This window comes from uncultured Bacteroides sp. (assembly GCF_910585845.1).
In the GTDB taxonomy this organism is placed as follows: domain Bacteria; phylum Bacteroidota; class Bacteroidia; order Bacteroidales; family Bacteroidaceae; genus Bacteroides.
This window is the reverse complement of sequence record NZ_CAJUHF010000046.1, coordinates 1-15,077: the sequence shown is the minus strand read 5'-3', so window position 1 is coordinate 15,077 and position 15,077 is coordinate 1. Positions and strand designations below refer to the sequence as shown.

The 15,077-nt window shown below is 40.7% G+C and carries 15 protein-coding genes and 1 pseudogene; all 16 read right to left on the bottom strand.

Going from position 1 to position 15,077, the window contains the following annotated elements; genetic code table 11:
- Position 1 precedes the first annotated feature (1 nt).
- Positions 2-3,067 (bottom strand): chondroitinase family polysaccharide lyase, encoded by a 3,066-nt coding sequence (locus QZ323_RS11635; protein WP_294634871.1) that lies wholly within the window; start codon positions 3,065-3,067, stop codon positions 2-4.
- 104 nt (positions 3,068-3,171) lie between these two features.
- A pseudogene (locus tag QZ323_RS11630) lies at positions 3,172-3,492 on the bottom strand (DUF6250 domain-containing protein); the annotation flags it as partial.
- A gap of 214 nt (positions 3,493-3,706) precedes the next feature.
- Positions 3,707-4,222 (bottom strand): DUF4348 domain-containing protein, encoded by a 516-nt coding sequence (locus QZ323_RS11625; RefSeq protein ID WP_294634861.1) that lies wholly within the window; start codon positions 4,220-4,222, stop codon positions 3,707-3,709.
- Between the two features lie 176 nt (positions 4,223-4,398).
- Complete coding sequence (locus QZ323_RS11620) at positions 4,399-4,563, bottom strand: hypothetical protein (protein ID WP_294634860.1); 165 nt, start codon at positions 4,561-4,563, stop codon at positions 4,399-4,401.
- Between the two features lie 15 nt (positions 4,564-4,578).
- Positions 4,579-5,016, bottom strand: coding sequence for a helix-turn-helix transcriptional regulator (locus QZ323_RS11615; RefSeq protein ID WP_294634859.1), 438 nt, complete (start codon positions 5,014-5,016; stop codon positions 4,579-4,581).
- A gap of 41 nt (positions 5,017-5,057) precedes the next feature.
- The gene (gene lepB / locus QZ323_RS11610) at positions 5,058-5,948 is read right to left on the bottom strand and encodes a signal peptidase I (RefSeq protein WP_294634858.1); all 891 of its coding nucleotides are present in this window, start codon (positions 5,946-5,948) and stop codon (positions 5,058-5,060) included.
- A gap of 42 nt (positions 5,949-5,990) precedes the next feature.
- Positions 5,991-7,862: a transglutaminase domain-containing protein gene (locus QZ323_RS11605; RefSeq protein WP_294634857.1), complete on the bottom strand. Its 1,872-nt coding sequence runs from the start codon at positions 7,860-7,862 to the stop codon at positions 5,991-5,993.
- Between the two features lie 101 nt (positions 7,863-7,963).
- Positions 7,964-8,560, bottom strand: a complete 597-nt coding sequence (locus tag QZ323_RS11600; protein ID WP_294634856.1) for a DUF1573 domain-containing protein — start codon at positions 8,558-8,560, stop codon at positions 7,964-7,966.
- A 2-nt stretch (positions 8,561-8,562) separates the two neighbouring features.
- Positions 8,563-9,537, bottom strand: a complete 975-nt coding sequence (locus tag QZ323_RS11595; protein WP_294634855.1) for a 6-bladed beta-propeller — start codon at positions 9,535-9,537, stop codon at positions 8,563-8,565.
- A gap of 333 nt (positions 9,538-9,870) precedes the next feature.
- Complete coding sequence (locus QZ323_RS11590; protein WP_294634854.1) at positions 9,871-10,908, bottom strand: BF3164 family lipoprotein; 1,038 nt, start codon at positions 10,906-10,908, stop codon at positions 9,871-9,873.
- A 64-nt stretch (positions 10,909-10,972) separates the two neighbouring features.
- Positions 10,973-11,200 carry an NVEALA domain-containing protein gene (locus tag QZ323_RS11585; RefSeq protein ID WP_294634853.1) on the bottom strand — a complete coding sequence of 76 codons (228 nt, stop codon included), beginning with the start codon at positions 11,198-11,200 and terminating at the stop codon, positions 10,973-10,975.
- A gap of 193 nt (positions 11,201-11,393) precedes the next feature.
- A complete protein-coding gene (locus QZ323_RS11580) occupies positions 11,394-12,287 on the bottom strand; it encodes a DUF1573 domain-containing protein (protein WP_294634852.1) in 894 nt (297 codons plus the stop codon).
- 25 nt (positions 12,288-12,312) lie between these two features.
- A complete protein-coding gene (locus tag QZ323_RS11575) occupies positions 12,313-12,519 on the bottom strand; it encodes an NVEALA domain-containing protein (RefSeq protein ID WP_294634851.1) in 207 nt (68 codons plus the stop codon).
- 17 nt (positions 12,520-12,536) lie between these two features.
- Entirely contained in the window at positions 12,537-13,544 is a 1,008-nt protein-coding gene (locus tag QZ323_RS11570) for a 6-bladed beta-propeller (RefSeq protein ID WP_294634850.1), read from the bottom strand.
- A gap of 93 nt (positions 13,545-13,637) precedes the next feature.
- The gene (locus QZ323_RS11565; protein WP_294634849.1) at positions 13,638-13,850 is read right to left on the bottom strand and encodes an NVEALA domain-containing protein; all 213 of its coding nucleotides are present in this window, start codon (positions 13,848-13,850) and stop codon (positions 13,638-13,640) included.
- Positions 13,851-14,042: 192 nt separating this feature from the next.
- Entirely contained in the window at positions 14,043-14,963 is a 921-nt protein-coding gene (locus QZ323_RS11560) for a DUF1573 domain-containing protein (protein ID WP_363175064.1), read from the bottom strand.
- Positions 14,964-15,077: the final 114 nt, after the last annotated feature.

Here is a 15,077-nt window from a genome sequence, read left to right as displayed (position 1 = left end):
ATTATTTCTTCAACTCCACATCAAAGCTGGCTGCGTCTTTACATACAAAACGCAGAACAGTCTGATTCTTATCCTTAGAAACGACCTTGCAATAAGGAGTCTCAGCCACCTTCCATTCGCCTTTCAATGTAACTGTCACAGGTATCTCACCGCTGTCATTGTCAATCCAAGGACGAGAATAGATGCTACGCTCCTTGCGCTTACCATCCTGATCAAAGGCTTCATCACTCGGACCGCGATAAAGCGCCAGGTCCGGTTGGGCAACGGTCAACAAGAGCTTGCCTTTGTCCTCGCGTATCATAACAAGGCAGGAAGTATCGGCCTTCTGCAACAAGCCCTCTTTCGGCAATGCCTGCGGAGTTTCAAAAAGTACATAAGACGTCAAGTTATCCGTCAGGGAACGCACAATATGCGCATTGCCATCTTGTTGCAAAACTCTATAAGTCGGTTTACGGGCAAACGCTTTCAGAGCCGCTTCATTCGTACGTGGTAGGACAGCATATTCATAAGAAGCACCCTTGGGAGCCTTTCCATGTTCGAGCACCAACGAAACCCAGTCACCGGAAGTAGGCTTCGGATTGCGTTCCCCTACGGTAACTTGCGGGAAGTTTTTCTCATATTTTGCCGCTTTCATCGACTTTTTCGATAGATAATAGCCCACACCGTTAGGATCGATATACGTCTGACCGTCGCTCTTGAAAGCCTCCCAATACTGATGCATTTCGGGAGTGACAGCAGCCAACTGAAAGACGGTAGTCTCCGTGGGGAATTCTTCATTCATATTCTCTATATCCGTGCCGAGACAGACAATCGTTCCGTCGAAGAAGTGATAAGACTTACGGGCGCGATGCGAGCCGTTGTACTTATCATGTTCGTGCAATTTCATCCCGAAGTTACCGTTCAGCCGTGCCTGCGACAAGCCACCGGCAAATGCTTCATCAGAATAGAGCATCTCCTCCATACCGGAGAAAATGTCCACATTCATCACCTTTGCGCGAAGCTGCTCGTAGGGTAAATGAATGGTTGTCGTACCGGGGAAACGGTTCCAGTCGAAACCGGCTTCTTGCCAGCCGCTGGTTGCAAAAGTCACCATTTCATCGGGTTTTCCGGTTAATATCTGCATACTTCCGTGAGCCAGATAACGACCGTAGAAGTTGGCATCCAAGTAATGTTCCGCTGCCCAAAGGTAACGGGAATGTCCGCGTACCACAGCTGCCCAATTATCCCGGCGTTGCACTGAAACACAACCATAGCCTAAAAACAGATTGCCTTGTGGGTCGGGTTCGGGACGGAAACCTTGCGCCTCAAACAGTTTTTTCAACTCCAGTTCGCGGGCAGTGGACGACTTCGGAAGATAATCCGGAGCATTCTTATCAAGAGTTTCCATGCGCGAGGCGAAACGCAGATAAGCCGCAGCCAGTTCCGGATCATACTCTTGTTTTCCGTCAGGGGTGCCCGCCAATGCCAGAGTGGCGTATTGTACAGGAATCAATTGTCCCTTCCCATTAGGATGACGTCCCGACATGGAGAGGGACCATTGCTTGAAGTTACAGTAGAAACGCATAGTGAGCAGCACTTTCTTCACCGTCTCGTGCGCCAGCTGAGAAACTTTAAATTCTGTTCCGCTCAACAGATAAATCATATTCGTAGCACCATCGAGGCCGCCCACAGCATAAGCCGGATAGTTATTACGGTGATGGAAACAAGCTCCGTCTTTCTTGAAAGAACCTGCCAGTCCCTGTGCCGGACGACAACCGTAGTCTATCCAGCGGGAGAAAGAACGGAGGTATTGCAACTTCTCAGGCGTATCTTCCATAATCAGAATACTTGCCATACGGCCCTGTGTCTGCGTATTGAAAGAGTCTATGTCAATACCGTTGACCGTAGGTTTGGGATAAACCTCATTAGTGATGGCATACCAGCGCAAGGTGCGCTCGGCCTCATCCAACTTACCGGTTTCACGCAAAACGTCTTTCATCAGGAAATATGCCACATACAGACCACGCATACTGTATCCGTAGTGGTGGATATTTCCCCAGCAACTGCCATATGCCACCCCTTGGTCGGTAATATGGTCGTACATCGCCAGGAATTTCTGTTTCAGTTCGTCCTTCACTGCCGCCTCTGAGGCATTGTTGTAGGCATAAGCTATCCGGCGCATCAGGTTGAAATACTCGTTCATCTCCATGCCCAGTTTAGTGAACATACCTTTATCCCAGTCCGGATACATACGTTCGTAGGCCTCTGCCTGCCGCACCATGAAAATGGGCAGACCGCTCACAACTCCATCCTTATACGTTATTCCATAGAAGTCATATTTCTTACGGATGGTTTCCAGCTCCTTCTTCGACAGTTTGGAAGGGGTATAGAGCATATCGCGGAAACGCTTTTCCACCAGTTGCATATCTTTCCTGTTCTCTTCCGTAACCGGAGTCAGAGCGATTTCCGGCTTCCACAGAGAGTGTTCGTAGATCACAAGCCAGTGGTTTGTTGTTCCTTTATTGACGAAAGGAACCTGTACGTCGGCCGTTTGCTGACGGGCATCTACTTTACTGGCAGTTATCAGATGGTCGATGAATAATTCGCCTTTCACATCCGGAGCCACGATACGCAGTTCGTTCATTCCGGGTTCGGGAGTACCTTGCATATCACGCTCGTAGCACACCCAGGCAGCACGCCAACCGGTGAAATTGATGCCGAAAGGGAAAGAAGTACATTTCTTACCGTCCTTCAAGAATTCAAATTGGATGGTAGTATCTTGTGCCTTCGCATTATACACCCATACAATAAAAGCGGAAAGATATAAATCTTTTCCAGTGGGATCTTTCTGCTCAAATTGCAAGTCGCGCTGAAGGGAAAGCACGGAACCGGGTTCAAAGGTCCAGCGCAGGCTGTGTGTACCGTCTTTATAATGTTGGTCACTAATGCCTAAGGTGGCTTTCGTTGCATCCAGTCCGGCAGGAAGTTCCGGACCTTCAAAAGACAATAACCGTTCATTTTTTACAACTTGCGCCGACAGACTGAAGGAACACAGCAAGACACATACAGTAACAAAGATAGGTTTCATCAAATTAAGTTTCGTCATCATGGTGTAGGTATTAATAGGTTGAATTTAAGTATTCGATTCGGAAGCCCGTGAAACGGACATGATTTTGCAAAAGACGGAGAGCGATTGCCTCCATAGCCTACATAAAAAAGATTCAGAGTATTATAGTTGCGAAAGACCCCATTACGCCAAGTGGCGCGAGCAAAAAGTTCACCGGGATGCTTCGGGTCATTTGCCGCCCAAAAACAGTTCATGTCACTAAGGCGGTCGTGCTCACCACCGTTCATCACAGTGCAAATATAGTAACTGATTTCATAATCACCGGTCAAGCGGTCTTTATACCATAAGGTAAGCCCTTCGGGAACAATAAGTTCCAAGGTATCTTCACGGATGGTAAAATCCATTAGCCCCGACTGATCTTCAGCTACCCAATGCCCTAATGACATACGTTCCTGCGCCAACAAAGTGCAAGGAAAGATTAGGAAAAGGAATTTCCACAGAATTTGTATGAATGATGAATGTGTCATTTCTGATATTAGTTTCGTTCACAATATTTCGATATTGCAAAGAAACGGCATTCTTTAAAGGAAAAGGCACATAAATCGTACGAAAAAGGTATATTTTAGTGCATTGATCGGCAAAAAGCACTTTCTTCCTTCGCTAAGGATGCATCTCTTCAAACGCCTTGTTTTCTTCCGCTATCGTGCTGATGGTTTCGGGCAGTTCGTTGATAGGAAGGTCGAAATTATACCAGTCGGTATAGCAATCGGTAAGGTACCACTTGCCGCCTATCAATTCAAAGACGACACGCAAGGATGATTCCGATTCCTCATACCCGGCTTCAAACTCTTTACGTTCGGCAGTGTCCACCGTGAAGTGGGAAATATACGTGCCTCCCTCTTCTTCCGTAATGTGTTCCTCCTTAAATGCATCCTCGCCCAGCAATGCCCACTTATCGCGCGTAAAGGGGAAAGTCCGTTCTTTTTCGCCATCCTCTTCCAGCAGGACAATGGGAGACTTCAACGGAAACTGAATACGGGAATACTGAAAAGAGGCACTCGAAGTAAACTTCCTGAGGAATGTCCGGAAGTCTTCATTAGCCGCGGTAGCCCGGCCACTCGCCGTCGCCAACTGGAACACCGCGAAAAGACAAAAAACAAAGTGAATAGCCTTCATCTATTTTATAATGTCATGTAGTTTAGAAATCGGCGGCAAAGTTACTGAAAAACTGTAAGATTAGACAACACATTGCCTATCTTTCACACATTCCCTTTGCAAAATTAAGTCTGTGTATACTTCATTCCACTCTTACTTTTTTGAATACTTTTTTTAGGTTGTCTGTTCTTTCAGACCTATTTAACCACATCGTTCATAACGGATTGCAAGGCTATGACTGTAATTTCTCCGATATCATATATCCATCTCTTTCCTGTATATATCCACCTCTCTCCCGTATATATCCATTTCTTTTCCGTATATATCCATTTCTTTTCCGTATATACCCATTTCTTTCCCATAATGCCCTCCCGATGTCAACGTTGTTGTATATACTTGTCCAGGCTGTCCGTGCTTGACAGGCCGATCTTGTTCTTGATGCGCTGCTTGGCTTTTATCACAGACACAGGAAGGATATTGAAAAGCAGGGAGATCGCCTTGTTGCCCATCCGCGCCCGTAGCAGATAGCATATCTTGATCTCCTGTTCACCCAAAGGGAAAGGCGCCAGTTCGTCGGACAGGCAACCGCCATAGAACAGGTCTATCACGGCAAACAGGTTCTTCCATTCCGATTCATCCTTTATAATGCCGTATGAGGGATTTTGACGGAGGCGCATCAATTGCCCCATCGCCACCATCTGAGAAGAAGAGCCTCCCGTCAATGACGATACCTCCTGATATTCCTTCAATTGCTTGGTCAGTTGCTTGTTGCGGTACAACAGGCAAGCGTTCCAGTTGTTTTCAGACCTATCCATATTTTTGAGTTTTTAAGTTTGTGAGTTTTTGAATCCAAAAACTATTCGATCTTTTTAAATGTCCTGTCCCATCGTCTCTTGCCTGTCCTACGGTCAGTGGATTTCCATACCCGAACGGCCTTGCCCACGATATACTCTTCCGGCAACAAGCCCCAGTAGCGGGAATCCCTCGAATTCTCCGCTTTGTCACCTGCCACGAAATAGTAATTCTTCAAGAAGCGATATGCGGTGATGAGGCTGTCGCCCAAGTAGACGTTTTCCCCTTCATACCGGAGGTTCTTGCTTTGTTCCCACTCCACCATGTTCCTGTAGAGCCTTGCATTCCGGCTGTCCATTGTGATGGTATCGCCGGCTTTGGGAATATACAGCGGACCGAACTCCTTTACCGTCCAGCCTATCAGGGAATCTTCGGGATAGGCCCTCACACCTACCGTATCATCTGAAAATCCCCGCTCCTCTATCAACGTCATGAACCTCTCCTGCGCATCCGTACACCCTAATATCCCGGCATAGCCTGCCACCCGATAATGCCCGTTCACGATGCGGAACGTGTCTCCCGGCAATGCCATGCACCGTTTTACATAATACTGCATCACGTCCATCTCAATCCGCCTCCACTTCTTGGGACAGGGATAATTGAACACAACCACGTCATTCCTTTTGATGCTGCCCATACCCGGCATGCGTCTGATCTTTACCTGCTTCCCTTCCACGGCGTCCACCACATTGAAGAGCCTTGCCCCATAGGTCAGTTTATCCACCATAATCACGTCGCCTGGCTCCAATATCGGTTCCATCGAATCGGTCGGGATATGGAAAGAGGTCACGCAAAAGACTTGCGCAAACAGCCATACTACGATGAAGCCGCATAACCAGAAACAAAGGTTAATTACCCAATCGATAAATCTCCTCAAGGATATATTTATATTCATCCGTTTATCTAATTATAACCCTGTTCATACTATTACCTGTATCTACCTCACATAGCTCAAATTACTAATGAACACTTGTTTGCCATCTTTTATGTGAAACACTTGTTCTTCTTCACCACGTGTCAGACAACGCAAATGAAATAGTGCCCCATGAGGCAGATTGTCATACGTCAGTTCCGGTTTTGTAGCTATCTTTTGTCCTAATGATACCCAATCATTTTTGCCATCGTGATAATACAGCTCGTAGGTGTCACCCATACGGATGAAATTATCATCGTTGCGTGGAATGAAGACAAAGCTGTCTATTTCCACTTGAGTCCCGAAGTCCATCAGCAAGGTAGCTCCTGGAGAGTGTGTACTGTAATAGGTCAGTGGATCATCATCAAACATTCGCCCGGATACATTCACTGGATTCTCGGCAGGCGGACCTTCCACAGTCACGGGATAGAGTCTTGTTCCCTCTTCCCAAAACAAAAGTTCACCAATGTTGGTATTCTTACATTCCATAGCTTGGTAACGTACATAACGGCACTTCAATCGTACAGGAAGCAACACTTCGTTGTAGCAAACGCTCGGGGTGTCAGAAACTTGGTAGGTGTATTTTATACGTTTAAAATCCTCCGTATCAGAAAAGTCGAAACGAGCACCGTGAATCTCATCCAAATAGGTACCTATCCATGCCATCAGGGGATGTTTACGGTACAAGACTACGCTCTCTTCCTTTTCTTTATCGGGAACATAAAAATGAGGTGACTTTCCGTCAAAATAGAACGGATAGTCTACAGTGGCAAAACTGCCGTCTCCTTTTTTCTCCAATAGACCATAAATGGCGTCAGGCTCCACATGGGGGAAGACCACTTCTCCATTACATACTTCCGCTACATGGGCAATTACCCATTTCTTTTTAGGATGGAAGATACCCAAGAACAAGTACTCCGGACTTTCCGCTGCCACCTTCACCCGCAACGTATCGGGAAAGTAGTCGGCGGAAGCATCCGCATAATAAGGGTCACCAAAGCACCGACGGAATATCTTGCCCGATTTCCGGCCGTCACGATACACCTGCCCACGTTTCCACTCCTTGTCCGTTACCCACATTCCCCAAAAAGCTCCTGTAGTATCGCGTACAGAGTTCCATGTATGTCCCTTACGTGTTTCCGAACTGTACAGGTAATAATCTACCGCGACCGGAATACCCAACGAACGCATGGCATACAAGGTCAGGTCGCAGGCATCCACGCAAGTCCCCATACGGTGGTCAAGCAGGAAGGACGCCCCCAAATGTGGTAACCCGAACTCCCAGTTGTACACAAATCCTTCTTCCTTCAGGCATTTTCCTACCGTTGCGGCAGCTTCCACCACATCCGTTCCTTTATAAACGGAATCGAGCAAGAAGGCATATCGCTTTTTATAAATGCTACGCCACTCTTCCAGAGGTTCATCGTCTATTCTGTAAGGCAGGATTAATTCACAAAAATCCTCAAAAGAAAGATATTTGTTCCAAGGGCGTGACTTCCACGCATCGAACGCATGGTCTATGTTGCATATCAGGAAATCGGCAGTAATCACTTGTGAATCATATACCTTCTCCAATATGTTCATATCGGGATGTCCCCAACGTTCTACAAGTGCAGGAAGCACCAGTCCCGTTGTATCCACTGTTGCCAAGGCTGCCTTTCCCGAATCTACGGGTATTCCCCGCCGCTCATAATAGTGCGGCATGTTCTCTATCAGGAAGCGGGCAGCTTCATACTTCAGTCCGCTGTCTTTATAATGAGCAAGCACCTGTTCCAGTTCCCCCCGGTTATTTCCCGCAAACTGTAATGCATATTCCAACTTTCTATTATTGCCGTTGCATGCAGCAAACAACAATAACAGCAACAATGCATATATGGATAAATGTTCTTTCATCATGAATATTATTACTGTATTATCTTTTCCTGTCCATTAGTTTTAGTATTTACCCTTACTAAATTGGGAAGGAGAACATCGCCTAACCGACGATCCATCCCTGTTTAGATTTCTTTCTTTATTTCATTTGCACTCCCGCTAATCTTCAAAGTCAAAGGAGATATTTTCGCATTGCAATACACCGTAATTGTCTTATTGAAGTATCCGGGGTCTTCGGCCTTATATCCTATCTCTATGACTGTTTCTTTACCCGGTCGTACCGGTTCTTTTGAATAAGCCACGGTAGTACATCCGCAAGAGGTAGTAACATCTTGTATGACTAAAGGATTATCACCTGCATTTTTCAAAGTGAAAGTTGTCTTTTGCTCTTCTTGCCAGTCGAATTTTCCAAATAAAACCGAGGTTTTATCTATAGTGACTTCAGGTTGAATTTCCTTGTCTTCACCTTCTTGCCCGATTCCTTCTCCTTGAATGATTTTCAGATAGAGGTCTTTTATTTTAGGGTTATAGATAGGGTTACCAATGGCGACAATCTTATTATCTTTGTTCAATAAGAACGTTTGAAACGTCATAATTGAAGGATAGATGATTTCTTTCCCCATCCACTCTTCTATGGCACGGGAAATATTGTCACTTTTAGATTTCCTACATGAAATCAGTAAAAAAGATGCAAATGCTAATATACATATATTCTTAAACATATTCATTTCAAATGTAGTATGCCAATAACCGGATTTTTATCAGCATCTTCATTTTCATACCAAGTAACAAATGTATTATTATCGGTTATGGATGTTTTTCTACCGATGTCCTTATTATCAAGATCATTAACAATTATCTTACTTATCCAATAATTTTCGTTATCTTTTGAATAGATGAATATTCTTAATCCATCACCCGGTGACCAATAAGTTGCCCAAATCCATTTTTCTCCTTCCAAATATGACGTTCGAATAAAATCTTCAAGTTTCTGTAAAGAAACAGATTTTTTATAGTTATGTTTCAATTCTGGTTTCATAGAGAAAAAATACTTAGCGGAAAGTTCTTGATTACGAAAGTGATATACTGTATTATCAAAATTAGGTGCCATGAAATTTATAATATCCCCATAAGAACATAATTCCCACTCAAAAGTCAAGTAAACTAAATGATTATTCTTTCTTTTTACCAAGCATTTCATTTCTTGACCATAATCGTTGACATAATAAATCCCAGCTGCAGGTTCGTCAGAACCGGAGTTAGATAAAATAAATCCTCCTTGAGGAGATATTTTAAAATCGTCCGCTTTCATTCCCAATTTCACAGTCTTCAAGTATTTGCCTTCCGGCGTATAGAATAAAAGCGCCTGTTGCCAAGGGGCAAGGACCACTATCTGATTTCTTTTTTCATCATATTCAAAATGATTAATGTAAGTATATTCATCCGGGCCTCCCCCTTGCTTACATATTTTATTCAAGTACCGACCTTCTCTATTCAGATGCCATATTACCTGTTGCTGTTCATCAAAAATAAACAAATGATCACGACACACATCCATGTCTGCAATTTTTCCAATTAGACAACTGTCTGTTAATTCTATATCAATGTATTCAATAGAATCCACAAACATTGAATATTTTAAGCTGTCTATTGTTTCCCCAAGCAAATCTATAACGACTTTCTTTTGCTCTCTTTCCATTGAACAGGATATACAAAATATAAGCATAAATAGCCAATAGAATACAAGATTATATCTATTTGTAATCAATTTCGTCTTCATTTCATTTTAATTGTTCAATATTTGTTTTATCTGTTCCCGTATTTATCTTTTCAACGGAAAAGCAAACCTATTGCTTATTCAACCTAAAGTGTATCTTTGCCAAAACTTCCTTTCTAGGGTGGGTTACGGAACGGGCGGTACGCAATGCGCCAACAATACGTTAGCCTCCCGCTCCTCTCCATTCCTATCTATATTTTCTTCTTTTGCAGGTTGTATTTTTAAACTTTTAGAACAGTCCACTTATAAACAAGATTATCCTACAATCGGTATCATTCCGATAGAATAATCCGGTGTCACCATAACGCAATAAAATATAGTATCAGTTTCATCAATACAGAAAGATTCAATCCGGACATCTGCCAGGATCTTTCGTATTGGTTTTCCTTCCCAGTCAAAAACCCAAATCTCACTATTCTGCGTTTCTCTATTTTCTTTGTGCATCCGGCAGGTATTGGGATTGACCAAAACATAAACATACTTATCTGAAGTTGTAATACCCAATGCTCCTACTATAGCATCCGGGGTATCGCTTGAAGCAGATACGCCATCAGGAGTTTTCGTAAACTGATAATGATAAGGACTAAGTAACAGTCTTTTATGTAAAGTCAGAGTTTCCGGAGTATAGTCCCAAAGTTCAAACACATTGTTTGTTGCACACGCCAAACGTTTCCGGGAAGCATTGTAACTTAATTGGGATTGATGGAACATGGCTTTTGCCGAATTAGGAATCGCCTCTTCCCCTTCTTGATAATTAGGATAATCACCGCATTGAGACAAGACATTCCCTTGCTTGTCCAACAAAAAGAATCTACAATCGTCAAAAACTCCGGAAGCCACTACACGCGATTCGTCCAATGGACACAACTTATCAACTCCCATAGGCAGACGTACCAATTCTCCTTTAGGTTGAATAGAGAGATCTTGCTTACTAAAAGAATAGTCCCGCGCCGTAAAATGCCATCTGTTATGGATGAAGACAGATGTGTCTGACATGAAAAATTCAATAGGACTCAGAAACTCGCCTGCACCTTGTCCGCGTGGCAACATTTGTTTCTCGAAATGCCGTTCTTTGAGATTATAACAAAAGAGAAGACTGTCTGCACCAAAATCACTCACATATAGCCTATCGCCATATTTCTTTATGTCGATAGGCATAGAAATCAGTATTTCCGTCAAAATAGTGGATTTTGCAGTAACTTGTTTGTCAAAAGATACTTTTTTTGTCGAACTACTACAACTACCTAATAGCAAAGCTAAAATTAGGAATGAAAATCTCATATTATTGTCCATATTATTATTCGCATTATTGTAGGTCATGAAAATTTTTTCATGACCTACATACTAAACATTTATTTTATTGTTTCCCAAATACATTTCCCTGTCCCATATAACACATGGTACGTCCACCTTTACAATCACTACCTGGATTAGGACTAGCCGGATATTCTCCATCAGCCAATGCCTCCACATTTGCCAGCATTAACTCAGACATTGAACTATCTATCTTCTGACTTGTATAAACACCATATCCTGTAATTGTTGTAAACACTACAACAAGAGTTACTTTTGCTATATTTTCCATTGTGTATTTTTTGTTTTTAATGTATTCATTTCATTAGTTCCCGTATCTATCCTTTCAACGGAAAAGCAAACTTATTGCTTATTCAACCTAAATGTGTATCTTTGCCAAAACCTCCTTTCTAGGATGGGTTACGGAACGGGCGGTACGCAATGTGCCAACAATACGTTAGTCGCCCGCTCCTCTCCATTCCTATTTATATTTTCTTCTTTATTTCATTTGCACTCCCGCTAATCTTCAAAGTCAACGGAGATATTTTCGCATTGCAATACACCGTAATTGTCTTATTGAAGTATCCGGGGTCTTCGGCCTTATAGCCAACTTCGAAAATTGTCTCTTTGCCTGGTCGTACAGGTTCCTTTGAATAAGTCACAGTGGTACATCCGCAAGAAGTGGTAACCTCTTGTATAAATAAAGGTTTATTACCTACATTTTTCAAGGTGAAAGTTGTCTTTTGTTCTTCTTTCCAATCAAATTTACCAAATGAAAACGACGTTTTGTCTATAGAGACTTCTGTTTGAATCTTCTTACTTATATCTTTTCGTCCGATTTTTTCACCTTGAATAATTTTCAGATAGAGGTCTTTTACTTTGGGATTATGAATAGGGTTGCCAATAGCAACGACTTTATTGTTTTGATCTAATAGAAATGTTTGAAACATCATATTCGAAGGGAAATGATTCAGCTTATTCAACTTGTTTTCGTCATCAAGACAAATAGGATAAACAAAATCCTCTGATTTTAATGTTCCCAAAAAATCCCTCCTTTTTTCAGGAGAAAAGAAAAATAAGAATTTCACAGATTCGCTTCCATCCCCATTTATTTCCTTTATTAAAGTTTTCCATCTTCCCAGTTGTAATTTACAACTTATACAACCTATAGAATCAACATAAGTGAGAATTTTATATTTACCTGATAACAAAAAGTCTACAGTATCTTTACCCTTCACTGTAAATATCATACCCTCAGGAAATAGTACTTCTCTTTCATTCCATGATTGTAACAAAATCTCAATATCTTCTTTTTTCTGATTTCCACAAGAAATCAGAAAAAAGAAGATAAATATACTTACCAAACACCTAAAAATCATAATTTTAAAAAGAATAAAATCATACTCACAACTTTTCCTTCATAGTTGGATACCATAACCAACCAGTAAAACAACCACTTTCATCACCATCACAAGGGCTTGTCGATGATTCGTCCTCTGCCAATGCTTCCACATTAGCCAACATCAATTCCGACATTTCTATTTCTTTATTACACAATAAATTATATCCTACAAATAAAACTATTGCAACTAATAATACATACTTTTTCATCCTAAAAATTCAAACTATTAAACAATCCCATTTAAATCTAAATAACCAAACTGAATTTCATCATTAAAATTCATAATAATTCTATTATTATTATTATCATAACAGAAATCCACTATTCGAAAACCAACGTCTAAAGTTTTCAAATAATCACCATCTAAACTAAATACCAGAAAGCGAGTAGGTCTATACGCATTTGTTCTGCTATCCCCACCTGAATAAGAAGCTATAATCTTATCATTACAAAACACAACATTTCCATAATGATGGATTTTAGTAGACTCTTTATCCCAAGCTGGACCATAAATATTATATTTTAGATTGCCATCTACTTTACATATAGATAGTAAGTCATGGTTTGCATAGCACTCTACATATATGCCATTTTCTGGAGATACAGCGAAACTGATTCTTTTTTTCGTTATATCAGGATGCCGATACTTCATCGTTTTAAACTCTCCTAATTGTATATTCCACTTAGCAACAGATTGATTAAACGTAGAAGCACTGGTCGGTTCTATCATCAATGCAAAGGACAATGTGTCATTTATGTATTGATACCTATCAGGAAATCGAATCATGTTCATTTCCGCTTTTACAGTAGGAGTGTAATCAGAATCAACAAGGACACTATCAATATTATAGCTATATATTCTTTGTTTACCATGATCTGACACGTAAAAACAATGTTTCCCTTCATTTATACCAATATGCCCCATCACAGTTATTTCATTCGGTCCCTGCCCTACATCAGCAGTACTAACCAAATAATCAAAATTATTTTTATCAAATATATGTATCAACTTATCAGAAGATTTATAATCACCAATGAGTAAATAATCACCTAATAAAAATGGACGCGCTATTGAACCTATTAATACATCGTTTATTGGTATTTCTTTTATCAAGGCATGTACATCAACAATATTATCGCGTTTTTTTTGATAAATTTCCGTATCTGAGTTTGATATGCAGCTTTCTATCACACAAGGCAATAATAAGAACATCAGTTTCTTTATGTATTTCATATTCTTTTTGATATAACAATTAATATCTATCAATTCATCAAAATTAGATTATGAAGACTCTGTTATAATACAGAGTCTTCACAACTTTAAAAATTACGCTTCTCTATAAGTAGGAAACCAATGATAGCAGAGACATCCATCACCATCATCAAAACACCCATTAGGGCACATTGGATTTTCATCATTAGCTAAAGCTTCCACATTCGCCAACATCAATTCGGACATTACATTATCTGTTTTCTGATTTGTATAAACACCATATCCCGCGATTGCTGCAACAAAAGCTATTCTAATTACTTTTTTCATTGTTTTCTTTTGTTTTCATTAATCCTCTATTATTACTTTCCGTATCTATCATTTCAACGGAAAAGCAAACTTATTGCTTATTCAACCTAAATGTGTATCTTTGCCAAAACCTCCTTTCTAGGATGGGTTACGGAACGGGCGGTACGCAATGTGCCAACAATACGTTAGTCGCCCGCTCCTCTCCATTCCTATTTATATTTTCTTCTTTATTTCATTTGCACTCCCGCTAATCTTCAAAGTCAACGGAGATATTTTCGCATTGCAATACACCGTAATTGTCTTATTGAAGTATCCGGGGTCTTCGGCCTTATAGCCAACTTCGAAAATTGTCTCTTTGCCTGGTCGTACAGGTTCCTTTGAATAAGTCACAGTGGTACATCCGCAAGAAGTGGTAACCTCTTGTATAAATAAAGGTTTATTACCTACATTTTTCAAGGTGAAAGTTGTCTTTTGTTCTTCTTTCCAATCAAATTTACCAAATGAAAACGACGTTTTGTCTATAGAGACTTCTGTTTGAATCTTCTTACTTATATCTTTTCGTCCGATTTTTTCACCTTGAATAATTTTCAGATAGAGGTCTTTTATTTTCGGATTATGTACAGGATTACCTATAGCCACTACTTTACTATTTTTATCCAATAAAAAAATCTGAAAAGATACATCAGTTGGAAATTTATTCAGTATATTCAATGAATCTTGTCCATCAATGCACACTGGATGATTAAAATCTGCCCTTTCCAATTCCTGGCGAACCTCTTTTATTTTCTTATTAGAAAAGAAAAACAGGAATTGGACTGAATCATTTTGCATTGAATCAACAATATTCATAAGTTCTTTCCACCGATGAAGTTGTAATCTGCAACTGGTACATTCCATTGAATCAGCATAAGTTATAATCTTATATCCATTCAACATCGGGAAATTTATAGTATCTTTACCTTGTATCGTGAATACAAGAGTTTGCGGAAACAATATTTCCTTACCGTTCCATTCTTGTAGTAAGGAAATTATTCTATCGTTTTTTGCTTCCTTGCAAGATGTTAAAACATGACATACACAGCAATAGCTCATAAAAAACATAAAGAATACATCCCTAATTTTATACATACTCATTTATTTAAAGTTCACTAAATAACGTAATAAGAGACTATAAATCCAAATACACAAGAAAAGTAATCATTCTATTTTCCGCCACGACAATTTTATCGGCTGTTTTTCAGCCGATAA